At 35.1% G+C, this 26027-nt stretch carries 20 protein-coding genes and 1 other annotated feature; of the genes, 8 read left to right on the forward strand and 12 right to left on the reverse strand.

The genetic code is table 11. The features are described 5' to 3' along the window. Positions 1–116 precede the first annotated feature (116 nt). From thiI to ezrA, 3 genes are all read right to left on the reverse strand, one after another. Entirely contained in the window at positions 117–1316 is a 1200-nt protein-coding gene (gene thiI, locus LPC09_RS19020) for a tRNA uracil 4-sulfurtransferase ThiI (RefSeq protein WP_098794999.1), read from the reverse strand. Positions 1317–1321: 5 nt separating this feature from the next. Beyond that, positions 1322–2467, reverse strand: coding sequence for a cysteine desulfurase family protein (locus LPC09_RS19025; RefSeq protein WP_098794998.1), 1146 nt, complete (start codon positions 2465–2467; stop codon positions 1322–1324). A 222-nt stretch (positions 2468–2689) separates the two neighbouring features. Next, positions 2690–4399, reverse strand: coding sequence for a septation ring formation regulator EzrA (ezrA, locus tag LPC09_RS19030; RefSeq protein ID WP_176550940.1), 1710 nt, complete (start codon positions 4397–4399; stop codon positions 2690–2692). Between the two features lie 415 nt (positions 4400–4814). Between ezrA and hisJ the strand changes: the two genes are divergently transcribed. Next, the gene (gene hisJ / locus LPC09_RS19035) at positions 4815–5627 is read left to right on the forward strand and encodes a histidinol-phosphatase HisJ (RefSeq protein WP_231308021.1); all 813 of its coding nucleotides are present in this window, start codon (positions 4815–4817) and stop codon (positions 5625–5627) included. Here hisJ and refZ read toward each other — a convergent pair. Beyond that, complete coding sequence (refZ, locus tag LPC09_RS19040; RefSeq protein WP_098794995.1) at positions 5610–6260, reverse strand: forespore capture DNA-binding protein RefZ; 651 nt, start codon at positions 6258–6260, stop codon at positions 5610–5612. The two genes, hisJ and refZ, sit on opposite strands and share 18 nt — an antisense overlap. Before the next feature lie 120 nt (positions 6261–6380). Here refZ and LPC09_RS19045 point away from each other — a divergent pair, with 120 nt between their 5' ends. Then, positions 6381–6860, forward strand: a complete 480-nt coding sequence (locus LPC09_RS19045; protein WP_231308022.1) for a GAF domain-containing protein — start codon at positions 6381–6383, stop codon at positions 6858–6860. Between the two features lie 28 nt (positions 6861–6888). Here LPC09_RS19045 and LPC09_RS19050 read toward each other — a convergent pair whose 3' ends face one another. Continuing rightward, positions 6889–8688, reverse strand: a complete 1800-nt coding sequence (locus LPC09_RS19050) for a sensor domain-containing diguanylate cyclase (RefSeq protein WP_231308023.1) — start codon at positions 8686–8688, stop codon at positions 6889–6891. Between the two features lie 403 nt (positions 8689–9091). Here LPC09_RS19050 and rpsD point away from each other — a divergent pair, with 403 nt between their 5' ends. Then, positions 9092–9694, forward strand: coding sequence for a 30S ribosomal protein S4 (rpsD, locus tag LPC09_RS19055; RefSeq protein WP_098794993.1), 603 nt, complete (start codon positions 9092–9094; stop codon positions 9692–9694). 106 nt (positions 9695–9800) lie between these two features. Here the strand turns inward: rpsD and tyrS are convergent, their stop codons facing one another. Continuing rightward, on the reverse strand, positions 9801–11066 hold the full coding sequence (gene tyrS / locus LPC09_RS19060; protein ID WP_098794992.1) for a tyrosine--tRNA ligase: 1266 nt from the start codon (positions 11064–11066) through the stop codon (positions 9801–9803). 57 nt (positions 11067–11123) lie between these two features. Beyond that, positions 11124–11352, reverse strand: a binding site (T-box leader). 143 nt (positions 11353–11495) lie between these two features. Between tyrS and LPC09_RS19065 the strand changes: the two genes are divergently transcribed. Continuing rightward, entirely contained in the window at positions 11496–14354 is a 2859-nt protein-coding gene (locus tag LPC09_RS19065) for a transglycosylase domain-containing protein (protein WP_231308024.1), read from the forward strand. Positions 14355–14389: 35 nt separating this feature from the next. Here the strand turns inward: LPC09_RS19065 and acsA are convergent, their stop codons facing one another. After that, the gene (gene acsA, locus LPC09_RS19070; RefSeq protein WP_231308025.1) at positions 14390–16102 is read right to left on the reverse strand and encodes an acetate--CoA ligase; all 1713 of its coding nucleotides are present in this window, start codon (positions 16100–16102) and stop codon (positions 14390–14392) included. A 696-nt stretch (positions 16103–16798) separates the two neighbouring features. Here acsA and LPC09_RS19075 point away from each other — a divergent pair. The 3 genes from LPC09_RS19075 to LPC09_RS19085 are packed head-to-tail and all read left to right on the forward strand — an operon-like array spanning position 16799 to position 19282. Beyond that, entirely contained in the window at positions 16799–17431 is a 633-nt protein-coding gene (locus tag LPC09_RS19075; RefSeq protein ID WP_231308026.1) for a GNAT family N-acetyltransferase, read from the forward strand. Between the two features lie 52 nt (positions 17432–17483). Then, positions 17484–18128 (forward strand): acetoin utilization AcuB family protein, encoded by a 645-nt coding sequence (locus LPC09_RS19080; RefSeq protein ID WP_231308027.1) that lies wholly within the window; start codon positions 17484–17486, stop codon positions 18126–18128. Then, positions 18125–19282, forward strand: a complete 1158-nt coding sequence (locus LPC09_RS19085; protein WP_231308028.1) for an acetoin utilization protein AcuC — start codon at positions 18125–18127, stop codon at positions 19280–19282. The genes LPC09_RS19080 and LPC09_RS19085 overlap by 4 nt, the downstream gene beginning before the upstream one ends. A 96-nt stretch (positions 19283–19378) precedes the next feature. Here LPC09_RS19085 and ccpA read toward each other — a convergent pair whose 3' ends face one another. Continuing rightward, the gene (ccpA, locus tag LPC09_RS19090; protein WP_098794986.1) at positions 19379–20380 is read right to left on the reverse strand and encodes a catabolite control protein A; all 1002 of its coding nucleotides are present in this window, start codon (positions 20378–20380) and stop codon (positions 19379–19381) included. Positions 20381–20786: 406 nt separating this feature from the next. Continuing rightward, complete coding sequence (locus LPC09_RS19095; protein WP_098794985.1) at positions 20787–21863, reverse strand: bifunctional 3-deoxy-7-phosphoheptulonate synthase/chorismate mutase; 1077 nt, start codon at positions 21861–21863, stop codon at positions 20787–20789. Between the two features lie 327 nt (positions 21864–22190). On the opposite strand from LPC09_RS19095, the gene LPC09_RS19100 reads away from it, so the two are divergent. Further along, positions 22191–24338, forward strand: a complete 2148-nt coding sequence (locus LPC09_RS19100; RefSeq protein ID WP_098794984.1) for a cell division protein FtsA — start codon at positions 22191–22193, stop codon at positions 24336–24338. 218 nt (positions 24339–24556) lie between these two features. Here LPC09_RS19100 and ytxJ read toward each other — a convergent pair whose 3' ends face one another. Genes ytxJ through LPC09_RS19115 form a run of 3 tightly spaced genes read right to left on the reverse strand, consistent with a single transcriptional unit; the run spans position 24557 to position 25891 of the window. Then, a complete protein-coding gene (ytxJ, locus tag LPC09_RS19105; RefSeq protein WP_098794983.1) occupies positions 24557–24886 on the reverse strand; it encodes a bacillithiol system redox-active protein YtxJ in 330 nt (109 codons plus the stop codon). Positions 24887–24940: 54 nt separating this feature from the next. Continuing rightward, positions 24941–25423: a YtxH domain-containing protein gene (locus LPC09_RS19110; protein WP_098794982.1), complete on the reverse strand. Its 483-nt coding sequence runs from the start codon at positions 25421–25423 to the stop codon at positions 24941–24943. 27 nt (positions 25424–25450) lie between these two features. Further along, positions 25451–25891: a DUF948 domain-containing protein gene (locus LPC09_RS19115; protein WP_231308029.1), complete on the reverse strand. Its 441-nt coding sequence runs from the start codon at positions 25889–25891 to the stop codon at positions 25451–25453. Between the last annotated feature and the right edge of the window lie 136 nt (positions 25892–26027).

Raw genomic sequence — 26027 nt, forward strand, 5'->3', positions numbered from 1 at the left:
GTATCACCTCCTTGTGAGTATAGAATGTGTAAATACACATGGCTTCATTCATTATTTCAGTTGGTAATTCTTCACAAATAAGTGAAGTTTACAACACTAAAACTATAGTCTAAATTTTAAAATAAAGATTCAAAATCAGCTTCTTTCTCTTTTGCAATAGTTAATACTTCTATGTTAGAAACGGCTTCATCTACAAGTTCATCAAAATCAACGAAGCTTTCAAATCTAGATACTTTTTCTACCTTAGGTCTTGTTTTAGGATTTGCTGGAGTGAAAATTGTACAACAATCCTCATATGGACGGATAGAGATATCATGTGTTCCAATTTCTTTTGCAATTGAAATGATTTCTGTCTTATCCATTGTAATCAATGGTCTTAAAATAGGTGTATTTGTTACATCGTTGATCGCAACCATGCTTTCCAATGTTTGACTAGCCACTTGTCCAAGACTTTCTCCAGTAATTAACGCCAAGCCCTGTTGTTTTTCGCGAAGCTTGTCAGCTATTTTTAGCATCATTCTTCTTGTTGACGTCATTGTATAATTTTCTGGTACCTGCTCTTGAATTTTTTCTTGAATCTTTGTAAACGGCACAATATGTAAAGTAATTTTCCCCCCAAAGGAAGTTAGCTCTCTTGTTAAATCAATTACTTTTTGTTTAGCACGGTCACTCGTGTATGGGGGACTGAAGAAGTGAATAACCTCAAGCTCAACCCCTCTTTTTAATGAAAGAAAACCAGCAACTGGACTATCTATACCTCCTGATAGCAAAAGGACCGCTTTTCCACCAGATCCAACTGGTAACCCCCCTGCTCCTTTATAGTCAAAACATGTTATATAGGTTGCTTCAGATCGTACTTCAACGCGAACATTAATCATTGGATTTTTAACATCAACGGTTAAGTCATTTGTATTAACTAAAATATGACTTCCTACTTGATAATTTAACTCATTAGTATCAAGAGGAAATTGCTTATCTGCCCGCTTAGCCGTTACTTTAAAAGTATCATTAGGCTGGTATAGACTTTCGATCGCTTTTAATGCCATTTCCTTAATATGTGATATCTCACTTTTACATTTAATTGCTAAACTAAATGATTGAATTCCGAATATAAGTTTAAGCTTTTCAACTATTTCCTCGTGTTTTTCTCCATTTAAATGCAGATAGAGTCGATCTCTTGTTGCTTCATATGTTAAGTTTGGAAAATCCATTAAAACTTCTCTAATATTTCTTTTTAATCGATCAACAAACTTTCTTCGATTTCTCCCTTTAGTAGATATTTCCCCAAAACGAATTAATATGTGATCAAATTCCATATATCCTACCTCATTACCTTGGTTAATTTTTCCTTACCTTTTAATAGCACTTTAATAAACGGTTCGATGATTTCTTCATTATCATCTAACGATAAACTGACTCTTATTGCAGATTTGGCAATACTGTCATGTTTTCCCATTACTAAAAGAGCCTTGCTCATCTTTTTATCTCTTGAAGAACATGCAGATGTAGTTGAAACATAAATATTGTTTTCTCCAAGAAAATGAATGAGTACTTCAGCTTTTAAGCCTGGTACTGAGAAATTTAGTATATGTGGTGCAGAATGATTTCGTGGAGTATTTATCTCAACACCATCTATTTTTGATAATTCAAGCATAAGTTTATCTCGTGTAATTTTTACTTGTTTTAGTTGTTTTCCTGCTTTTTCTGTTGACAGCCTTAGAGCCTTTGCCAAAGCTACATTTCCAGCAAGACTTTCCGTTCCAGATCTAACATTGAGTTCTTGTGCACCACCAGAAAAAAGTGGAGCAAGTTCTACACCTTTGCGTACAAATAAAACACCTGTTCCATTCAAGCTATGAAATTTATGTCCTGAGATTGTACATAAATCAATTTTAGCTTTATTAAAATCAAGTGGGACCTTTGTTATTCCTTGAACATGATCAACATGAAAAAGCGCATTTGAATATTCTTTTATCATATGACCAATTTCTTCAATTGGCTGAATGGTGCCAATTTCATTATGAACATGCATAATAGAAACCAAAATGGTATCTTTTCTTAACGCCTTCTTAACATCTTCGGAAGAAACTCTACCATTCTGATCAACAGGAAGGTATGTCACGTTAAAGTTATGTACCTCCTCTAGTTGTTTAAATGATTCCAACACTGACGGATGCTCGATAGCAGATGTTATAAGATGTTTTCCTTTATGATTAGTAGAAAAAGCTGCTCCTTTTATAGCAAGATTGTTTCCTTCTGTACCACCCGAAGTAAAAATTATCTCTTCCGGTAAAACTCCTAGCAGTCCGGCAACCTGTTGTCTGGATTGACTTAACAATCTTTCTGCTTCACTACCAAGCTTATGAATGGAAGAAGGATTTGCAAAGTAATCTTTGGCAACTTTCATATAAGTTGCCAAAACTTCATCATATGGTTTTGTTGTGGCACTGTTGTCTAAATACAACATTTTGCTTCCTCCAAATTGCTATGTTTATATGTTAATTTTATAAATGAGTTGAATTCATAATAAATGATTCAAGCAATTAGTTTTATCAATGTGTAATCATAACATATTGAGACTGCAAAGAAAAACAATTCAACAATTACGTAATCGTTCGCATTTCCTAAATAAAAAAATGATAGGAAGAACTAAGTTCCACTATTTCGAAACTTGGTTCCTCTTATCATTTTACTTATAGGATATTGTTTTATCTTGTTCATCTATTAGTTCCCGAATTTTTTCGAAGGAACCAGGTTCTACTTGCTCTAGTGCTGCAGCTGCAACGTTTAAAGCCTCATTGTAATCATTATGTCTAAACAATTCTTCAGCCTGCTTAAATTTTGTCGCAAGTTGCTGATTACGGCTTCGATATCTGTTTCCATACTGGATGATTTGCTCTACTAGGTATACCTCTTCAATGAGATCGTCCCCAGTTTCTTTTAAAGACTTAACTGATTGAATAGCCTCTGATAGTAACTCATTAACAATCACCATATTAAGTGGGATTTCATCCAATTTCGTTGTTACCTTTAGAACGTCCCGTTTAGCCTTTTCTATTAATTCAAGAAACTCAACAGGCAGACCAGGTACATTACTTTGTTGTACCGATCTTGTTGTATCAAGAAGCAGTCTTTTTAATTGATTTAAGCTATCTCTTGCTTGAAGCTCATCACTTCTAAGAGTTTGAAGCATTTCACGGTATTGATTATGTTCTTCTAATAACTGCTTTATTTGTTTATCAATGTCTTCAAGATCTTCTTTTACGATGGAATGAGCCACTTGGTCATTTAATAAGTTCTGTTGAATATGTGCAAATTTCTTCTCAACCTGTAATATCTGCTTTTCAATTAGCTTTTGTTTATCTAATTCAGTCGTTGAAAGTTGATAACTCTGTTTAACAAGCTCTGTTTCTTCAACAGTAGCTTCTTTTTGTTCTGATAGTTCAACTAATTGATCATGTATTTGATCTTTCACTTTTTTAACAAACTGATTAGCCTCAACTTCTTTTTCTAATAAATCATATAAGTTATCAATAGATTCCTGAATGAATTGCAAGCCATCCTGTACATCATCAAGATCAGCTTCTTCTAGTTTCTTTTTGAACTTTTCTAGCTGATTGTTTATCTTCTCAATTTCTAAATCTAATTGAATATGCTCTAAATAGTAGCCTGATGCTACCATTTCCTTGTATCCTTCTTTTAGTTCATTTACTAAGTTTGGAATTGTCACTGAGCATTCCGTCAATAATTTAGGAAGTTCATTCATTTTTTCTTGTAGAACATCAAGGTCCATTTTTAGCTTAACTAACACTTCTCTAGCTACTAAATAATTTCCCTGTTCAGTTTCAGTATCAAATTGTTTAAGTGAATCTGTTATTTCAGTTAAGGCGTCATCTAATTTACGATGTGCTTTACCAAACTGATGACTATGAGCTAATAAGGTCTTTTTAACTCGTTTATACTGGTCTTTTACTTCTTCACCTTCAACTGTATTTTTCTCTTCACTCGTAACAAGCTCATTAATTTCTTCAATAATCTTATCGATATTTTCATTTACAGTTAAAAGGACAGTGTCAATATGTTGTAAAACACCTTGTGACTTTTTAAATCGATATTTATCAGCGAAATCCTCGGCATCAAAAAGTAACTCTTCTACTTCAGGAAGTTGAGTTGTAATAATCTCATCCCACTCAGCTCTCCATTGTTCAAACAATTCTTCTGCTTGTCCAACCATTTTCAACTCTTTTACTTTCGATAACTCATCGATAATTGAGCGATTCATAATTTCAATCTTACGTGCCTCTAGACGATCAACCTCTTTATATATTTTTCTTCTAAACATGTATCCCGCACCAAATACAATACATATCAGAAGGACAATTCCAATTAAAACTTCCATAGTTGGCCCCCTCGTACTACACAAAATCCTCATGACAGGGAAGAGTTCCCGGATGATGTACATCTTTCAACATCATGCTGATAAGCGTTATTAAGTATCTATTTATTTTTTCGTATGTTGAATATGTTTATTGTTGTTAATTAGTATTGTTCTCTTTAGAGTCTCCTTTTTTAACATACAATTAACAAGCTATTAAAAATCCTTAAAAAATCATATATATTCTAAGACTTTGTTAATGTTAATTCAATGTATTTATGATACCATGTAAACGACATTTTTTGACCACAAATTTTAAATTTTTTACATTATTTGTCCAGTTATGATGAAAGGGCATCTATATCTTTAATAAACAGGCTGAAACGTGTAACTTGATGACAAGATAAATTTTATGGTTACAGCAAAAGGGGGAGAAAATATGCCGCTAAAGAAGGATGGACATGTTCACACACCATTTTGTCCACATGGATCAACTGATGAACTGGAGTTATATATTAAACAGGCTATAAAAGAGGGGTTTAACTGCCTGACATTTACTGAACACGCTCCACTTCCAAAAGGCTTTAAAGATCCAACACCACAAGAAGATAGTGCCATGAAACTAGAAGAACTTGGCGATTATTTTGAAAGTATCCTTTTATTAAAAGAAAGATATCAAACTTCAATTACCATTAATGTTGGTTTGGAAATTGACTATATAAGAGATTATGAAAAAGAAACTACTAATTTTTTAAATGAGTATGGAAAATACTTAGATGATAGTATTTTATCTGTTCACTTTTTAAAGATAAAAGATCAATATTATTGTATGGATTTTGATGATAAAACCTTTAATGAAATGATTGTCGAAACAGGTTCATTAAAAGTACTACATGAAACCTATTACAATGAAGTTCTTCACTCAATTAATAGTGATTTAGGAAACTATAAACCAAAAAGAATTGGCCACATAACGCTTGTAAACAAATTCCAAAAACTGTTCCCTGTTACCTTCTCAAATGAAAAATGGATACTTGATATTTTAACTTTAATTAAAGAAAAAAACATGGAAATAGATTATAATGTAGCAGGATTAAGAAAAGAATATTGTGGTGAAATCTACCCTAATGATGAAATTGCAAAAATTGCAATAAAACAAGAAATCCCTCTCATCTATGGGTCAGATGCCCACAGCGCTAGGGATGTTGGAAAGAACTATAAATATTTTGAGCAGTTATCGAATAGCAAGTAGATTACGATCTTGTGAGAACTTGTCTACTAACAAAGAATTTAGCCATAATTTCAACTCTTTATAATACTGATGCACAAAGTATGCTTCGTGAGGTTGAATATGAAGGACTTCACTCATGTATTGTGGCTGTAAATACGGCATATGCAATAAACTTCTTAGTTGGATGATTAAATGCGGGATAAATCCCTTACGAAAATGTCCTTCCTCGATCCCTTGTTCTAATAGTGACTTAATGTAATATTTTTCTTTGGTTAAATAGGTTGTCATCACCTCACGATTTAAAACAGAGTCTACTGTCACTTCACGATACACTAATCGAGAAAGTTGACGGTTTTCATGCTGATAATGCAATAAATCTAAAATCATTTTACTAAGCACATCATGGGTGTTTCCATATTGTATATGTGAGTAATTTTCTTCAATGATTTTAAGATAACCTTCATAATAATGTGATACAAGATATTCAAGAAGTCCACCTTTTCCTTTAAAATAATATGAAATGTGGGCAACATTCACATTGGCTCTATTGGCTATCTCTCTTACAGAGGTACCTGTAAATCCCTTAGAGTTAAATAAGTAAATGGCAGCATCAAGTATCTTTTGTTTTGTATCACGGGAGTTTGTTTGAGTCATAGTCATTACACCTCCTATTCATATATAATATCTTCAATCATTTAGTATCAAACTCCTTTATGATTCGCTCGACAAAGTTCTTCATCATAAGGGAAATTTATCAAAAGGTAGGTAATTTAGATGTTTCATGTCGAAAAATACAATGGTAAAAAGTCAGATCAATATTCATTGGTCATAAATCAATTAAAAGCTTTACTAGAGGGGGAAGAAGATCGAATTGCTAATTTAGCAAACGCTTCGGCTCTTTTAAATCAATTTTTAGATAACATAAATTGGGTTGGATTTTACTTAATGAAGGAAGGTCAACTTGTATTAGGGCCTTTCCAAGGATTACCTGCATGCGTTCGAATTCCTGTAGGAAAAGGTGTTTGTGGTACAGCTGCAGCTAATAAAAAAACAGAGCGAATTGCAGATGTTCATCAGTTCCCGGGACACATTGCATGTGATGCAGCGTCTAATTCAGAGATTGTTGTTCCTCTGCTCGTTGACGGTGAAGTAATTGGCGTGTTGGATATTGACAGCCCAATAAAAGATCGATTCAATGAAGAAGACCAAGTGTTTTTAGAAAACTTTGTAGATGTTTTGGTTCAATATATGTAAAAAAGGTGAGCTACTTAGCTCACCTTTTTTAATGAATATCATCCTCAACGATTACTTGATTTTTCCCTAATTTTTTAGCAACATATAACGCCTTATCAGCGCGGCTGAATAACTGATTATAATTACGTTCATTTTCAGCAATCCAATAGGATACTCCACAAGATATTGTCACTGAGGGATTTGTATTTTCCGCTACCTTTTTTACAATCCTTTCGGCAATGGCGGTTCCTGCTTCAAGGTCAACTTGTGGCAGATAAACAGCTAATTCCTCGCCACCCCATCTTGCTCCAATATCATGTTCTCTACTATTACTTTTAATAATATTAGCAACCTGAACCAAAACTTCGTCTCCAACTTGATGACCGAATGTATCATTAACTCCCTTAAAATTGTCGATATCAATTAATAAAAATGTTCCTTGACGATCAGCTTTCATTGAGTTCTCTATACAAGTGTTCATGTAATTACGTGAGTACAATTGTGTTAATTGGTCAGTTTTAACTAACGTTTCTAGCTCTTCTCGTAATAAGGAATTAGATAGTGCCAATGTAGAATGATGTATTAACGATTGAAGAAGTTTAAACATATCAAATGAAAAATGATAAGAATTTTTGTGAAGGACAATTGCACAGCCTCGAAGAGTATCACTCTGTACCATTGGTACAGCCATAACTGATGCAAAGGAGCCATCCGGCAGGTATGTTGTGATATCACCTAAAAACAGCCCTTCTAGATTTTTCTCAAGTTTTCCTTTTATATAATCGATATAAACATGCACTTCATTCGTATTAAAAAATTTAGTACTACCTGGAAAAATTTGAAATTCATTTTGATGATTTTGATAGAAAAAGCCCACCTCATCAGCTTCAAAAGATTCCATGATTCTTGATGTCATATATGTCATCGTATCTGCCAGTCGTAAGTTTTTATTTAAACGATGGGACGTTTCATTTATAAGCTGTAAATCCTTAATTAATCTCTTTGATTGATCGTATAATTGTGCATTTTCCATCGCAGTACCAGCAGCATTTGCAAGCATAATGATAAAGTTTTTATCTTGATCAGCCAGGTTTATCCCGTGATTAACGACCACTTGTAATACACCATATACCCCTTGCTTACCTTTTAATGGAGTATATAAAATCGTTTGATTTATCTTCTCATCAAATGAAAACTGTATTTTTCCTGTTACAAAGGCTTCCATAGCCATTTCATTTCCATCTTGATGATCAAAACCGAGATCTTTAATTGGTAAATTCAAGTTATTTTCATTATCGTGTGATAAAAACAAATAGAAAATAAACTCAGTATACATTTCTTGTAAGGTTGTAATTAATTCCACTAAAACATCATCTTTATTCATAAAAGCATGAAATTGCTCTGTTAAATGAAATAATCTTTCATACTTCTGCTCATTTTCGGTAACCTGTATTAATTCCATACAATGGGCATAGAAGGATGTACATGTTTTTGCTAATTCATTCATAACTGCTGGTGAGTACTCATTTTCAAAGCCCTTTAATTGAAGGATCCCCTTTAGTCTATCTTTTCGAAAAATTGGGAGTAGAACTTGATCATCATAGTAATAGGCTTCACCATCTTTGAGAATGAACGTATTAAATGGGGTATCATCAACTGGTGAAGACTGTGTGTAAAACTCGTCACTACTATTATAGAAATAAAAAACAGCATGACGAATTGAAAGCTCACTTTTAACAGTTTCAGAAAGCTTTTCCACAATATCAGATAATGAACGTTTATTATGATGTTTGCTAATAAAATCAAAAAAAGCGCATTTAGTAGCAGTTATCACGAATTGTTCTCCCATAAAATCACCCACACTAAAAGTTACAAATTTAAACTAAGTCAAATTACTCATACATTATATCATAAATCAATTCTATAGATAGTAGAGTAAATATTTTTATTTCCAATTGAAATGAAATGAACTTAGTTTATACTTTACTAATGATTATTTCAAAAAATTATATATTTATGTAAAGGTTCTTGACTTTATACATAGAAAAACATATAATGTTCGTTGTGTATAAAATATGCAGCCTATTGATGGTGCAATGGTGAATTCATTTTATTCCCCTTTTTATTTTAAGGAGGTGTATCGAGTAACTCTATGCTGCTGGAGCGAGGATACATGAAAATAAAATGTGCATGATTGTTAGTCAGTCTGGTTTTTATTTTATGCAAAATAAAAACATAAAGGAGGAGTTAGCATGGCTCGTTATACAGGCTCAAGCTGGAAACTCTCTCGTCGTTTAGGTATTTCATTAAGTGGTACAGGTAAAGAATTAGAAAAGCGTCCATATGCTCCAGGACAACACGGTCCAGGACAACGCAAAAAAATCTCTGAGTACGGATTACAATTACAAGAGAAGCAAAAGCTTCGTCATATGTATGGTGTAAATGAGCGCCAATTCCGTAACTTATTTGATAAAGCTGGTAAAATGGCTGGTAAACATGGTGAGAACTTCATGATTCTTCTTGATTCTCGTCTTGATAACGTAGTATACCGTTTAGGTTTAGCTCGTACTCGCCGTCAAGCTCGTCAATTAGTTAACCACGGTCATATCATGGTTGATGGCGGACGTGTTGATATCCCATCATACCAATTAAAACCTGGTCAAACGATCACTTTACGTGAAAAATCTCGCAACCTTGACATCGTTAAGGAAGCAATCGAAGTAAGCAACTTCGTACCTGACTACCTAACTTTCGACGCAGATAAATTAGAAGGTACTTTCACTCGCTTACCTGAGCGTTCTGAATTACCTGCTGAAATTAACGAAGCTCTTATCGTTGAGTTCTACTCTCGTTAATAGTTTTGAAAAAACCTATACCAATTGGTATAGGTTTTTTATATTGATCAAATAAACATTTGAAAGAAAAAAGAGAACAAATCCTTAGATTCATTCTCTTCTCGCTTTACCTGGTATAACGAATAAGGAAGTATTTCTTTTTCCCTCTGCGAATAACAGTAAACTTCCCGTCAATTTTATCTTCATCTGAAATAACTTTCGTTAAATCTTGAACACGTTCACCATTGATATAGATTGCACCATTCGATAGATCTTCACGAGCTTGGCGCTTCGATGGAGAAATTTTCGCTTCTATAAGCAAATCAATTAATCCTATTTCCTCTGAAGAAATTTCTGTTGATGGAACATCTTTAAAACCTTCTAAGATCTCTTGACTTGTTAATTCTTTGATTTCACCACTAAATAAAGCCTGTGAAATCTTGATTGCTTGTTTTAAAGAATCTTCACCATGCACCATTTTTGTCACTTCTTCGGCAAGAGCCTTTTGAGCCGCACGTTTTTCTGGTGCATTTGCCACCTCATTTTCAAGATCTTCAATCTCTTGTTGAGTAAGAAATGTGAAGTACTTAATGTATTTAATAACATCTCGATCATCCGTATTAATCCAGAATTGGTAAAACTCGTAAGGTGATGTTTTTTCGGCATCCAACCAAATTGCTCCACCTTCTGTTTTACCGAATTTCGTTCCATCTGCCTTAGTAACTAAAGGAATCGTTAATCCAAAAGCCTTTGAGTCTTCCTCTGACTTACGGATTAATTCTAAGCCTGCTGTAATATTTCCCCACTGATCACTACCTCCGATTTGTAGTTTACAGTTATTATTTTGGTATAACTTTAAAAAGTCGTAAGATTGTAAAATCATGTAACTAAATTCTGTGAATGAAATACCAGACTCAATACGAGTTTGTACTGAATCTTTTGCAAGCATATAGTTGATCCCGAAGTTTTTCCCCACATCACGTAGGAATGAAATAACATCTAAGCTGCCAATCCAATCAAAGTTATTAACGATTACAGCTGGATTTTTATCTAACTCAAAGTCCAAAAATCTTGAAAGCTGCCCTTTAATTCGGTCAGACCAGTTCTGAACAATATCAGAAGTGTTTAAGGTACGCTCAGCCTTTTTACCACTAGGATCACCGATAAGTCCAGTAGCTCCTCCAACTAGCGCTATTGGATGATGTCCATGTAATTGAAAACGACGAAGAGTTAAGACTGGCAGTAAATGACCAATATGAAGGCTATCTGCTGTTGGGTCAAATCCTGAATATAGGCTAATCTCTCCTTCTTCCAAAGCTTTTGCCAAGCCCTCTTCATCTGTTACTTGATTAACTAACCCTCTAAATTGTAAGTCCTTTAATAAATCACTCATCTTTGGTCCTCCTTTATATTTTATTGTAAGGTAAACAGCAAAAAGCCCCTTCATCACTGAAGGGGCGAAAAAATCGCGGTACCACCCTACTTAGGATTTATTTTCATAATCCTCACTCGGCTAAATAACGGTAAAAACCGTCTTTTCCTACTTAGGTTTACTAATCCCTGTTCAAAAAAGAAGCTCATGGACGTAATTCATGGAGAATCTTTGTACTGATTTACACCAACCATCAGCTCTCTATAACAGTGAGACACCCATTACTGAATCCAATCTTTGCTATTCCATATACTAATTACAAGCAATTTTAACCATAAAGGAAATAGAATGTCAACTGGTTAAATAACCATCATCTCCTTTCATGACAAAAGCATACAAATTTTTTATCTTATTATGTTATAATAAATAAGATTTGGGGGGAATGCATATATGAGCAAAAAGGATGAAAAACAAAGGCGTTTCTCACCTTTTAACAAAGATATTGCCAAAGGTCTCCGGATATCATATAACGTCATTGGAAATCTACTTTTATTATTTCTTATTATAGGACTTATTGGTATATGCTTTGCAGGAGGTGTAGGTGCCGGGTATTTTGCTTCGCTTGTAAAAGACGAGCCCATTCGTTCATACGAAAACATGAGAAATGATATATACAACTATGAAGAAACTTCTCTCATTTATTTCGATGAAAACGTCTACTTAGGTAAATTAAATGCCGACATCGAGCGAGAGGAAGTAAAGCTGGAGAATGTTTCAAAACATGTTATAAATGCTGTTGTTGCAACAGAGGACGAACTTTTCTATGAACATCATGGTGTCGTTCCAAAAGCGATCATGCGCGCGCTTTTTCAAGAGTTTACAAATGCATCTGTACAAACAGGTGGAAGTACACTCACACAACAATTGATCAAAAATCAAATATTAACAAATGAAGTATCTTTTGACAGAAAAGCAAAAGAAATTCTGTTAGCTTTACGACTAGAAAAATTCTTTGAGAAAGATGAAATCATTGAAGCTTATTTAAATGTAGCAGATTTTGGTCGTAATTCAAATGGAAAAAATATTGCAGGTGTTCAAGCAGCTGCCAAAGGAATATTTGGTGTTGAAGCAAAAGATTTAAGTATTCCACAAGCTGCATTTATTGCTGGATTACCACAAAGTCCATTCGGATATACACCATTCTCAAATGATGGCGGGGCAGTAAAGAACAGTCTTGAGCCTGGTATTAATCGAATGAAAACTGTACTAAGCCGTATGTATACTGGTGGCTTTATTACGAAAGAAGAATATGAAGAGGCACTTACGTATGACATCCGCGCTAACTTAACACAAAAGAAACCATCTTCTATTGAACGCTACCCATATTTAACATATGAGGTTGAAGACCGTGCAATTGACATCATTATGCTCAAACTTGCAGAAAAAGATGGATATACAGAAGAAGAAATTAAAAAAGATGATGACTTACAGGCACAATATCGTTCTTTAGCAGATAAGGACCTTAGACAACAAGGATATCGAATTCACACAACAATTAACAAAGAGATTTACGATAAAATGCAAGAAGTGGTTGATGAATATGGGTATTACGGCAGTGATAAGCCTGAAAAGGTAAAAGATCCGGATACTGGAGAAACCATTACTGTGCAAGAACCTGTTGAGGTTGGTGGTGTTTTAATTGAAAATACTACTGGAAAAATCATCAGTTTTGTTGGTGGGCGTGACTTTAATCGAGAAAATCTAAATCATGCAACTGATGCCCTGCGTCCAAATGGTTCAACGATGAAGCCATTGCTCGTTTATGCTCCTTCTATGGAGCTTGGTAAATCTCAACCTGGGACAGTTATTGCCGATGTTCCAATGACTGGTTCGTGGAAACCAAAGAACTACGGTGGAGGCTATCATGGCTTAACTAGTGCTAGAACAGCATTAAAATATTCTTACAACGTTCCAGCTGCTAAAACCTACATGGAGATTATGAATCAAAATCCAGTTTCTTACTTGGAAAAGATGGGCTTTAGTACGCTAACTGAAGAAGATTACGGAATTGCTTCACTTAGTCTTGGAGCTATGACAAAAGGTGTAACCGTTGAGGAAAATGTTAATGCCTATGGAACCTTTGCTAATCAAGGTAAATTTGTTGATGCTTATTTAATCGAAAAAATTGAAGCAAGTAATGGTGACATTATTTTTCAACATGAAAAAGTGGAAAACGAAGTATTTTCAGCCCAAACTGCCTATCTTACTCTTGATATGATGCGTGATGTTATTAGAAGCGGTACAGCTGCTTCACTAAATAGTTATCTTTCATTCAGTGCGGATTGGGCAGGAAAAACAGGAACCGGTCAAGATTATAGAGATGCATGGTTTGTTGCTACAAATCCAAATGTATCGTTTGGAACTTGGATTGGTTATGATACACCAAAACCACTGGAGCAAAATTATAAAGGAATGTCATATAGCAAAAGAAACATTCTATTATGGGCAAAACTGATGAATGTTGCTTATGAAGTAAATCCAGAACTAGTTGCACCGAAAAATCGATTTGAAATGCCAGGTGGAATTGTTAGACGTTCTTACTGTGCTCTAACCGGTAAGCTACCTTCAGCTTTATGTCGAGATGCTGGTCTTGTTACAACAGATCTTTTCAATGCAAAATATGTTCCAACTACAGTTGATGACAGCTTAACGAGAGGTAAATATGTGTTTGTTAAAGACCGGGCTTATAAAGTTCCTTCAACAGCTCCTTCTGAGTTTGTTCAAGAAGGTGTTATGTTAAAGAAAGAAATTCTTGATAAACACAATATTAGTAATGTTAGTGATCTCAAACGACTGTTACCTAACACTGTGAAATGGGGTAATTTAGTTGTAACTGAGGGAAAAGAAATTACCGATAATGGTGCATCCCCTAGCCAAGTAAGTGGGGTATCAGCAAGTGGAACGAGAATTAGTTGGAGAGCAAATGGAGACAACGACATCCTTGGATACCGTGTCTACGCTGCAGCTAATTTTTCAACGAACTTTAAAAAGGTTGCAAGTGTTCCAGCTTCAAATTCATTATCTGTAACCGTTAGTAGCAATCCTGCTGCTTATTATGTAGTGGCAGTTGACGTAGCTGGCAATGAATCAGTGCCATCAAGCATAGTGAAAATTGGGGAATATGCTGAGGAAAAACCAAAGGTAGAACCCCCTCCTAAGCCAGAGGAACCAAATGAAGAAACACAACCTGCTGAACAAACAGAAGGAGAGCCAGAAACTCCCTCTCCTTCTGAACCAGCAACAGAATAAAAAAGAGCTGTTCAAATTTGAACAGCTCTTTTTTATTAATCTTCCATTGTTGATAAATCACCTGTAGGTAAATCTAGCTCCCAAGCCTTTAACACACGGCGCATAATTTTTCCGCTTCGTGTTTTAGGAAGTTTATCACGGAAATCTATTTCACGTGGAGCAGCATGTGCTGCTAACCCTTTTTTCACAAACGTGCGGATTTCTTCCTTTAATTCATCAGTAGGCTCATATCCTTCACGAAGTGCGACGAATGCTTTAATAATTTCTCCTCTAACAGGATCAGGTTTACCAATAACACCTGCTTCAGCAATTGCAGGATGCTCAACCAGCTTACTTTCAACCTCAAACGGTCCTACACGTTCACCTGAAGTCATAATAACATCATCTATACGGCCTTGGAACCAGAAGTATCCATCTTCATCCATATAAGCAGAGTCCCCAGAAACGTACCAGTCACCAGGCATAAAATAAGATTCAAATTTCTCCTGATTATTCCAAATTGTATGCATCATTGAAGGCCAGCCTTTTTTAATAGCTAAGTTCCCCATTCGATAAGGTGGTAATTCATTACCTTGATCATCAACAATTGCAGCTTCTACACCAGGAATTGGTTTACCCATAGAACCAGGCTTTATTTCCATACATGGATAATTGCAAATTAGTTGTGCCCCAGTTTCTGTCATCCACCATGTATCATGTATACGGTTGTTGAATACCTTTACACCCCAACGAACTACTTCAGGGTTTAATGGTTCACCTACACTTAAAACATGTCTCAATGTGCTTGTGTTAAATTGTTTAACAAGTTCATCTCCAGCTCCCATCAACATTCTAAAAGCTGTTGGTGCACTATACCAAACAGTAACTCCATAATCCTCAATCGTTTGATACCATGACTCTGGTTTAAATCTTCCACCAACAATAACATTAGTTGCCCCGGATAACCATGGTCCGAAGATTCCGTAAACTGTTCCAGTTACCCAGCCTGGATCTGCTGTGCACCAGTATACATCATCCTCTTTTAAATCTAATACCCATTGCGCCGTTTGGTAATGCTGCACCATCGCCCCATGGACGTGCAGAACACCTTTTGGTTTACCAGTTGAACCAGACGTATAGTGAAGCAGTAACCCATCTGTTTTTTCCATCCATTCAATTTCTAATTCCTTACTTGCTGTTTTCATCTCAGTTAGTAAATCTATATGAGAGTCGTCTACTGTTTCCCCAACAACAACAACATGCTTTAAGGACGGTAGTTCATTTACAGGAACTCTATTAAGTAACTCAGGAGTTGTAACAATTACTTTTGCATCACTATCTTCTAATCGGTCTCGTACAGCACCTTCCATAAAAGCTTCGAATAAAGGACCAACAATAGCCCCAAGCTTAATTGCACCTAAAATGACAGAATATAATTCAGGGGTTCTTGGCATAAACACAAAAAGGCGGTCACCTTTTACAACATCAGCTTTATCCTTTAAGACGTTCGCAGCTTTATTTGAAAGCTCTTTTAATTCTTTAAATGTATATTTCTCATCTCGTTCAGGGTCGCGATAATAAAGAGCTACTTTATTTTTTCGGAACGTTTCTACATGCTTATCGATTGCTTCATATGCAGCATTAACACGGCCTGTTTCAGCCCAGGTAAAATTCTTTTCAACTTCTGACCAATCAAATGAGTTATACGTTGTATCATAGTCTGTTAAATTATAATTCCCCTTCGTTACTGGCAACGCTTCCAATTTCATCTTAACTCCCCCTTATGTAGAATACATATCTATTATATTACAATACTTCATTTTTCACAATTTTTGAAATTTATATAATTTATTATCTTGTAAACGCTTAAATTTTTAACTTAATCTAGTATAATAGATAGTAGACATATGAAATCAAACTGACAAACTATAATAAATTGTAAAAATTAGCCACCTTCAACTTGAATATAACGTATATTGAAAATACTTTGCAAGGCTTTTTTCTTTCCTGTTCAATATGATACGATTTTTTCTAAGACAAAATCCAAAATGGTTTGTTATGTTTTATTTACCTATAAGATGTGAAAAAGACACAAATAATCTGAAATACACGTACTAGTCTATAATCAAGTTTGGATTTGGGAAGATTATGCCTTTGAATACCTATTTTAAGAACAATAGTGGAATGAAGCGGAAGACACTTGACTCCTGCGGGAGGTAGAGGAAAGGCTGAGACCCCGCAGGCGAAGCCGAGGAGGCTCAGCTTCCTCCCCGCGGAAAGCAAGTGTCTGGAGCGCAATGGAACGAACCAATTTTTACAACTACTGTTTTAAAAATTAACAAGGTATGCCAAATAATAGACTTTTATTAAAATCACTTTTTGAAAATTTAATTTCACATTGTTATTTCTAAAAATCTGTGAATCAACTGAAGAACAATTCTATTACAATTAAGGGCGGTGACCTAATGAATCATCCTAAGACATATAATGCAAAAGAATTAAAAACACCGATCGGTAGTATTTTTATTGAAGGGCCAATTCTACCTGATAAGCTTGCAGGCTATGAATTTCATGAAGGATTAGTAGCCTTTCGTCAGCCTAAACAACAACAAAAAGCATTGGTGGAAATCGCAGGATTACCTGAAGGAAGAATTATTATAGCTAGACACCGTGAAGTTATCATTGGATATGTTACATACCTTTACCCTGACCCACTTGAAAGATGGTCTGAAGGAAATATGGAGGAATTAATAGAATTAGGGGCAATTGAAGTTGCTCCTGAATTCCGCGGTTATTCAGTAGGAAAAAATCTCCTAAGAGTTTCAATGATGGATGATGCAATGGAAGATTACATTATCATTACAACAGAGTACTATTGGCATTGGGACTTAAAAGGATCTGGATTAAATGTATGGGAATATCGAAAAGTAATGGAAAAAATGATGAATGCTGGTGGTTTAGAATGGTACGCTACAGATGAACCTGAAATAAGTTCCCACCCAGCAAATTGCCTTATGGCTAGAATAGGAAAAAGAATCCATTCTGAATCTGTTCAGAAGTTTGATCAGCTGCGGTTTAAAAACCGTTTCATGTATTGATTCATATAGATAAACAGATCGTCGCTAACCTAAACCCTGGGAGGGAAAAACAATGATTGTTAGACAAATCATGAAGCAAGACATCATTACCTTACGTTCTGATGATCCTATAAGTCTCGCACTAGCATCAATGAAAAAAAATAAAATACGTCATATTCCAATTGTTAACGAATCTAATCAATTGGTTGGGATTGTGACGGAAAGAGATGTTAAAGATGCCAGCCCATCTATTTTCCAGCTGGAGCTAAAAGAGGATTTTTTAAACAAACCTATTAAAAAAATTATGTCCACGAATCTTATTACCGCACATCCACTAGACTTTGTTGAAGAAGTTGCAGCCATTTTAATTGATAACAGAATTGGTTGTTTACCAATTCTTCAGGATCATCAGCTTGTTGGGCTAATTACAGAGTCGGATTTATTATATACATTTGTAAAACTAACGGGTGCTGACCAGCCTGCATCACATATTGAAATAAAGGTTCCGAATAAAGCTGGAATGTTAGCTGAGGTTGCTTCCATTTTTCTAAAAAGAAAAGCAAATATTGCAAGTGCTCTTATCTATCCTGATACGGACGAAAAATTTAAAATACTTGTTTTTCGTATTCAAACAATAAATGTCACAATGATCATAAATGACCTAAAAGCTGAAGGATATCAAGTATTATCACCTGATATGTCGGAGAATGCTAGATGACAAAGAAAGATACTGTATTTGTCTACTCCCCCCTATTTCAGCAATATAAGTTTCATAATGATCATCCTTTTAATCAATTACGAGTTGAACTAACTTATGACCTACTAAAAGAGATAAAGGCACTTGATGAAGCAGACCTCGTTACACCTAGAATGGCTACAATAGATGAATTAGCACTTATTCATGATCGAAAATATATTAAAGCTGTAGAATTAGCTGGACATGGAAAATTACAGAATGAGGAAGCACTAAACTACGGGATCGGCACAGAAGATACTCCAATCTTTCCTAACATGCACGAAGCGAGTTCATTACTTGTAGGAGGAACCTTGACTGCTGTTGATTATGTAATGGAAGGGAAAGCAACACATGCAGCAAATTTTGGTGGAGGTCTACATCATGGTTTTAGAGGAAAAGCATCCGGATTTTGCATTTATAATGATAGCTCTGTAGCCATAAAATATATGCAGGAGAAATATGGTGTAAAAGTTTTATATATCGATACCGATGCTCATCATGGCGATGGAGTTCAATGGACTTTTTATGATGATCCAAATGTATGTACACTTTCTATCCATGAAACGGGCAGGTACCTATTCCCTGGAACAGGAAATGTAACAGAACGTGGGGCCGGTAAAGGATATGGCTACTCCTTTAACATTCCTTTAGATGCATTCACAGAGGATGAGTCATGGCTTGATGCCTATCGTACCTCTATAGAGGAGGTTGCCGCTTTTTTTAAACCAGATGTTATTCTAACACAAAACGGAGCTGATGCACATTATCATGATCCTTTAACACACTTATCGGCTACAATGGCCATTTATCACGAAATTCCTAAAATTGCTCATGAAATTGCCCACAAATATTGCGATGGCCGATGGATTGCAGTTGGTGGTGGAGGATATGATATTTGGAGAGTTGTTCCTAGAGCATGGAGCTTAATATGGCTTGAAATGAATCAAAAAAACATACCGGATACCATCCCTAAATCATGGATAGATAAATGGCAAAAAAAATCTCCAGTTAAATTACCAGAGCGTTGGTATGATCATGAAGATCTTTATAAGCCGATCCCTAGAAAAGCAGAAATTGAAGAAAAAAATGCCTTAACAGTTGAAAAAGCACTTTTACCAATTCGACCTAATAAATAATTTTATGATTTTGATTAAAATAGAAACACACTAAACTCCTTTATTATATAACAAAACGAGCAAATCAAAGGTTTGCTCGTTTCATTGTTTATTCCATTATTTAGTTGATTGTCTATACTCAATTCGATGTGGCAGCTCTACAATATGATTTTCTACTTCTTCTTTATTCATATATTTTGTTAATAAACGCATAGCAACTGCTCCGATGTCATAAGTCGGTTGAACAACAGTTGTTAACTGTGGTCGTACCATTGTTGCAAGTCTTGTGTTATCGAAACCAACTATTTCAAAATCTTCAGGAATTGAATATTGACGGTCTTGTGCACCATGAATAACTCCTAGTGCCATTTCATCTGTACCAACGAAAATTGCTGTTGGTTTTTCCTGTAATTCATCAATCTTATCAAAAGCTTCAATTCCAGAATCGTATGTGTAATCACCTTCGACAACTAATTCTTCATCAAAAGGAAGTCCTGCCTCTTCTAAGGCACGTTTATACCCAACTGATTTTTTCAAGCGGTTAACAGGCTCTTCTGCTGGTCCTTCAACATATGCGATTCTTTTATGTCCCTTCTCAATTAACATAGAAATAACATCATATGCTGCCTGCTCGTAATTGATATTAACCGAAGGTGTTGTTCCTGTTAAATCAACAGATGCAGCTAAAACAATTGGTACGGGAGAACGTTTAAATTGTTCAACTAACTCTTCTGTTACATTTCCACTCATGAACACAATTCCGTCCACTTGTTTCCCTAACATTGTATTTAACAGATGTAATTCCTTATCTTTATTTTGATCAGAATTACTTAATATAATATTGTACTTGTACATCGTAGCTATATCTTCAATTCCACGGGCTAATTCTGAATAGAAAATACTTGAGATATCCGGGATAATGACTCCTACAGTTGTGGTTTTCTTACTAGCCAATCCTCTAGCAACTGCATTTGGGCGGTACCCTAATCGCTCAATAGCATCTAAAACTTTTTTTCTTGTTGTTGGTTTAACATTGGGATTTCCGTTTACTACACGAGAAACAGTTGCCATTGAAACATTTGCTTCACGAGCAACATCATATATTGTAACACTTGACATGATCAACACTCCTTCAAATACATACGAAATATATATTTACTATTTTCATTACGTTCATTATGATACTTTGACTTTGCTATGTAATAAGCTGTAACCTCTTGTCGTATCTAAGTACTTTATCCCGTTCTATGTACCTTATCATACGATACTCTGAAAACGTCTGCAATCTATTTCATCGCATTTTTACGTTGTTGTCACATATTTGTTCGTTTTTTCACATATATACGAATTTAAAAACAAGAATACTGTCATTTTCATCCTCTTCTATTTACATTTTTACCTGTAAATCAATTTTTATGAATAAAAATAGAAATAAAGAGAGGCTGACATAAGTAGAAACTTTTAACTACATTAAGTAGCTTTAACAAGTTCCCGCTTTTAGTCAGCCTCTTCAATAGATTGTTTCTTATGCGTTTACTTTTACCAAAGGTTTTAGTTCAGACATAAAATTGCTGAATTGATCAAAATCCATTTGCTGCGCTGAATCTGATAAAGCAACAGCAGGGTCTGGATGAACTTCTGCCATTACACCATCAGCTCCAATAGCCAATGCTGCTTTCGCTGTTGGAACAAGTAAATCTCTTCTTCCAGTTGAATGAGTTACATCAACAAAGACTGGTAAATGAGTTTCTTGTTTTAAAATTGGTACTGCAGAAATATCCAATGTATTTCTAGTAGCACGCTCATAAGTACGAATACCACGCTCACATAAAATGATTTGGTCATTTCCTTGTGAGATAATATATTCTGCAGCATTAACAAACTCGTCAATTGTTGCTGCTAAGCCACGCTTTAATAAAACTGGTTTTCGAACAGCTCCAGCGGCTTTTAACAATTCAAAGTTCTGCATGTTACGTGCACCGATTTGAATGATATCAACATAGTCTAGCGCCGTTTCAATATCAGCCGGGTTAACAATTTCACTAATAATAGCTAAGCCATATTCATCTCCAACTTTTCTTAAAATCTTTAAACCTTCAAGACCAAGACCTTGGAAGTCATATGGACTAGTACGTGGTTTAAACGCACCACCGCGAAGAATTTTTATCCCTTGTTTCACAGCCTGTTCTGCAACAGATGCTACCTGATCATAGCTTTCCACAGCACATGGACCGATAATAAACGATTGACTGCCATCACCGATTCTTACACCGTTTACTTCTACAATTGTGTCCTCAGGTTTTTTCTTACGTGAAACAAGTAAAGCTTTACTATGATCATCTTCCTGAAGCTCTAAACTAGCTTTAAAGATTTCTTTGAAAATATGTTGTAAGGTAGAGTTTTCGAATGGTCCATCGTTATATTCCTTAATACTATTCAACATTTTGCGCTCGCGAACAGGATCATAACGATGTACACCTTGTGCATCTTTCGCTTTCCCGATCTCCTGCACAACTCTTCCTCGCTCATTAATTAACTTTAAAATCTGTAAATTAATCTCATCTGCTCTCTCTCTTAATGCTTCTAATTCCGCATTACTCATCTCTCTCATCCTTTCGCAATCAATTTTTGAAAATTATAACCACTCTAATGAATGAAGTATTGCAACATAAGGTTTTCTTTATCATTCCATAAAAGTGTGGTACATTTTCTATAATTAGTTGTAATTATAAACGATAAAATAGTGATTGTCATTAAAAACTTTAACATTTAAACGCTTTTAAGCTTTTAAGCAGTAAAGTGTATGGCCATACTTACTTTATAAAAACCTGTTAACCTTGGTTTTATAATGAATACATGCAAAATTAGAGGAAAGATCATATTCAGAGGTTTATTTAAAAAAACTCTGTTTAAAGAAGGTGTAACGATCATGACAAACAAAGATTTAACATTTGCTCTTGATATTGGAACAAGATCTGTTGTTGGTTTAATTTTAAAAGAAGAAAACGGCTTCTATCATATCATGGACACTGTTATCAAAGAACATGATAAAAGATCCATGCTTGATGGTCAAATACATGATGTATTATCTGTAGCCAATGTCATTACTTCTGTTAAAGAAGAGCTTGAACACGTTTATGGTCCTCTTCATAAAGTATGCGTAGCCGCTGCCGGTCGTGCATTAAAAACAGAAAGAGCAACCATTTCAATAGAGATTAGCGGAAAGCCTATGATTCAAAAAGAAGATATTCTTCATTTAGAATTAATGGCTGTTCAAATTGCGCAAAAACAGCTTGCTGAAAAACATGAAAACGAACGTTCACATCATTATGATTGTGTTGGTTATTCAGTTCTTCATTACAAATTAGATGGTGAGGAAATAGGTAGTTTAATAGATCAACAAGGTGAAGAAGCAAGTGTTGACATTATCGCTACTTTTTTGCCAAAGATTGTTGTCGAATCTTTATTAGCTGCCTTGAATCGTGCAAATCTCGAAATGGAAGCATTAACATTAGAGCCAATTGCAGCTATCAATGTGTTAATTCCCTCTTCCATGAGACGATTAAATGTGGCACTTGTTGACATCGGAGCAGGTACATCAGATATTGCGATTACAGATATGGGCACAATCATTTCTTATGGCATGGTTCCTATCGCTGGGGATGAAATAACAGAAGCTGTTTCGGATGAATTTTTACTGGACTTCCCTAAAGCTGAGGAAGCAAAAAGAGAATTACTTACCGAAGCAACTATTACCATAACTGATATTCTAGGTTTTGAAGCAGAATTACCAAAAGAAGATGTTATAACGAAAATTTCACCAGCGATTGATCGGTTAACAAAAGCAATTAAAGATGAAATTTTACGACTAAATAATAATCATTCACCAAAGGCCGTCATGCTAGTTGGCGGGGGAAGTCAAACTCCAGAATTAGCTAGAAGACTTGCAGCACTTCTAGAATTGGCTGAAAATCGTGTTGCCATTAGAGGAATTGATGCTATTTCTCAACTTGAACTTGCCGAACATATTAACAAAGGACCTGAACTTGTTACTCCTATTGGTATTGCTGTTTCATCTAAGCAAAACCCTATACAGTATATTAGTGTAAAAGTGAATGAACGCTCCGTTAGACTTTTTCATATGAAAGCTTTAACCGTAGCAGATAGCTTATTAGCTTCGGGAATTCAGCTTAATAAACTATATGGAAAGCCCGGTATGGCTTTATTTGTAAATGTTAATGGGCAGGCGATTACCATTCCGGGCGAACATGGAACAGCACCATTAATTAGAAAAAACGGAGAAAACTGCTCACTAGAAGATCCTATTAATCACGGAGACATTATTACGGTTGAAAATGGAATAGATGGAAAAGCTCCAGTTGTTTCAATTGGCTCTATACTTGATGAGATTCCTTCTAAAACAATCAGTATAAATGGTGAATCCTATACTCTTCATGCAAGTATTTTATTAAATGACAAAGAAGTATCAAAGGAAGCTATTTTATCAGACCGTGACAGAGTAACATGTATCATCCCTTCATCCATAGAGACTTTTGTTAAAAGTATTGGGCATGGAAAAGAACTTGATAAGTTAAGAACGTTTTCTGTAAAAATAGACAATAAGATCCATACCATTCAGGTATTTTCAGGAAAGATCATTAAAAACGGCTTAATCGCTTTTAAAGATTCCGTTCTCGAAGATGGGGATATCATCACCATGCAACAAACGAAGATCCCCACACTTCAGGAGTTTGTCCAAGAAGCTGATTTAACACAAAACCAAACCCTGCCTATTATCTATAATGGAAAATCTATCAACCTTGAAAAGCCTGTTACCGAATTTTTTCGCAAGGATGTAAAGTTAACTAATACAGACCTCATCTATAATGGTGATGAGCTTACAACTAAAAAGAGAGTAATTGAACCTTTTATTTTTCAAGACCTGTTTGCTGTTGTAGATCTAAAAATTCCTAGTACGGCAAACAGTCAATTTACACTTTTAAGAAATAATCAAGAAGTTAACTTTCAGGAGCCCCTTACACCTGGGGATGAACTTACAATTAAATGGATGGATTAAAACCAAAAGCGCAAGTGCCTCGTTCAGGCCCGAAAAGCATAAGACGATTTAGAATAGATGGCGTTTTTTGCCTTATATTCTAAATTGGCTTATGACCTCGAGGGTCTAGGCACTGGAGCTGGATGTCGAAGCGTTATCAAAAATTAGTGCAGTTTACAATTTTCCTAAACCGGAACAAAAAAGTGTCTGACTCAATTAAGAGTTAGACACTTTTTCTATTACCCATTAATTTCTTTTTTTAATGCATCATTTGTTATTTTCCAGTGAGAAGCATTCCACACAATTTCTTTTCCTTTAAATAACAATGCTTGTGGTGACTCATGCTTAATGGCAAATTGCTCAGCAATGTAGTTAGATAATGGACGAGAATCCTGAACATGCAAATGATAACAAGGATACTCGTTATATTGCCCTGCAAACTCTTGATATTCTTCAAAAGCTGCCTGACTGATTGGACATGTTAGGCTGTTTTTAACAAATAGAAATTCTTCATGTTTTTGAAATAATTCTTCAAATTGGTCTACTGTTTCAATTAATTGATTGCTCACGTCATTTCACCCTTCTACAGCTAATGAGAAGCAGCTTCAGACTGCTTTTAGTTATTAACTATTTGTTTTTACTTCCTCTTCTGATTGACTAGAGTCTTCCTGAGATGGTTGTTTAGTTTCTTGTGTGTTTTCATTAGGTTCCTCTACAGAAGCTTCTTCTTTTTGTCCATCTGATCCTTCTGTAAGCTCCTCTAAGGCATTTGTTATTTCTTTTTCTACAAATTCTGCCTGATCTTCTGACTCAGTCGTTTTTGTAATGGAACGAACTTTATCCATTATTTGTGAGGATTGTTCTGTAACAACCTGTGATAATGAAGATGTTTTTTCTTTTGCCAATGATGCTAACCCTGAGCTTTTTTCTAAGGCATCATTTGTCAATTTTCCAGTTCGATTCTTCATCACGCTTGCTTGCTCACTTAAGTTATCACGTATTTCCTTCCCTGACTTAGGTGCTAAAAATAACGCAGTTGCTGCACCTACAAGTCCTCCTACAAGTGAACCGATAATAAAGTCTTTACCATTGTTTTTTTTAGCCATTTCGTTCGACCTCCTCTATTGGATATATTACTTATAACCATTAATTTGTTGCTTGTTTTCCGATTTCTGTTTCCATTTTGCCCATATTTCCATTGCAGCATTACTCCATTGAACCACTTGATTAATTTTATCTTGATTTTGTTCAAGATTTGTTGAGGCAGTTGTCGTCACTCTTTTCACTGTCGTATTAAGCTGCTGAATGGTGTCTCCTACATCTTTAACCGACTCAACTACTGTGTTCAGCCTATCTGACTTATGCTGAATATCTTCTGCAAGAGCATTTGTTTTATGTAATAATTGCGTTGTTTCAGTTGTTATACCTTCCATTTGCTTTTCAAGACCTGATAAAGTTCCCGCAACATTTGTTAAAGTTGACTGTAATGCCCTCAATGTTTTGGACACATAAATAACTAAAATAGTAAATGCAATGGCAATTAAAGCAACACTTAAATATAAAATAAGAATCATATGTCACACCTCCTAAACCTCTTCTTTTTCATTACCCATCCACTACTATTATAAACATAAATCTTACATAAAAGCTAAAATCTCCTTATGATTAGACATCTCTCTTAATAATTTTGTAACTGTTATCATTCATGGC

Source organism: Metabacillus sp. B2-18 (assembly GCF_021117275.1).
Lineage (GTDB): Bacteria > Bacillota > Bacilli > Bacillales > Bacillaceae > Metabacillus.

Coding starts and splice junctions, on each gene's coding strand:
- LPC09_RS19025 (WP_098794998.1), bottom strand. CDS start 2,467: ATGTTGTATTTAGACAACAGTGCCACAACAAAACCATATGATGAAGTT.
- refZ (WP_098794995.1), bottom strand. CDS start 6,260: ATGACTCAAACAAACTCCCGTGATACAAAACAAAAGATACTTGATGCT.
- LPC09_RS19045 (WP_231308022.1), top strand. CDS start 6,381: ATGTTTCATGTCGAAAAATACAATGGTAAAAAGTCAGATCAATATTCA.
- LPC09_RS19080 (WP_231308027.1), top strand. CDS start 17,484: ATGATTGTTAGACAAATCATGAAGCAAGACATCATTACCTTACGTTCT.
- tyrS (WP_098794992.1), bottom strand. CDS start 11,066: ATGAGTGATTTATTAAAGGACTTACAATTTAGAGGGTTAGTTAATCAA.
- acsA (WP_231308025.1), bottom strand. CDS start 16,102: ATGAAATTGGAAGCGTTGCCAGTAACGAAGGGGAATTATAATTTAACA.
- LPC09_RS19095 (WP_098794985.1), bottom strand. CDS start 21,863: ATGAGTAATGCGGAATTAGAAGCATTAAGAGAGAGAGCAGATGAGATT.
- LPC09_RS19115 (WP_231308029.1), bottom strand. CDS start 25,891: ATGATTCTTATTTTATATTTAAGTGTTGCTTTAATTGCCATTGCATTT.
- LPC09_RS19110 (WP_098794982.1), bottom strand. CDS start 25,423: ATGGCTAAAAAAAACAATGGTAAAGACTTTATTATCGGTTCACTTGTA.
- rpsD (WP_098794993.1), top strand. CDS start 9,092: ATGGCTCGTTATACAGGCTCAAGCTGGAAACTCTCTCGTCGTTTAGGT.
- hisJ (WP_231308021.1), top strand. CDS start 4,815: ATGCCGCTAAAGAAGGATGGACATGTTCACACACCATTTTGTCCACAT.
- LPC09_RS19075 (WP_231308026.1), top strand. CDS start 16,799: ATGAATCATCCTAAGACATATAATGCAAAAGAATTAAAAACACCGATC.
- LPC09_RS19100 (WP_098794984.1), top strand. CDS start 22,191: ATGACAAACAAAGATTTAACATTTGCTCTTGATATTGGAACAAGATCT.
- ezrA (WP_176550940.1), bottom strand. CDS start 4,399: ATGGAAGTTTTAATTGGAATTGTCCTTCTGATATGTATTGTATTTGGT.
- LPC09_RS19085 (WP_231308028.1), top strand. CDS start 18,125: ATGACAAAGAAAGATACTGTATTTGTCTACTCCCCCCTATTTCAGCAA.
- LPC09_RS19050 (WP_231308023.1), bottom strand. CDS start 8,688: ATGGGAGAACAATTCGTGATAACTGCTACTAAATGCGCTTTTTTTGAT.
- LPC09_RS19065 (WP_231308024.1), top strand. CDS start 11,496: ATGAGCAAAAAGGATGAAAAACAAAGGCGTTTCTCACCTTTTAACAAA.
- ccpA (WP_098794986.1), bottom strand. CDS start 20,380: ATGTCAAGTGTTACAATATATGATGTTGCTCGTGAAGCAAATGTTTCA.
- thiI (WP_098794999.1), bottom strand. CDS start 1,316: ATGGAATTTGATCACATATTAATTCGTTTTGGGGAAATATCTACTAAA.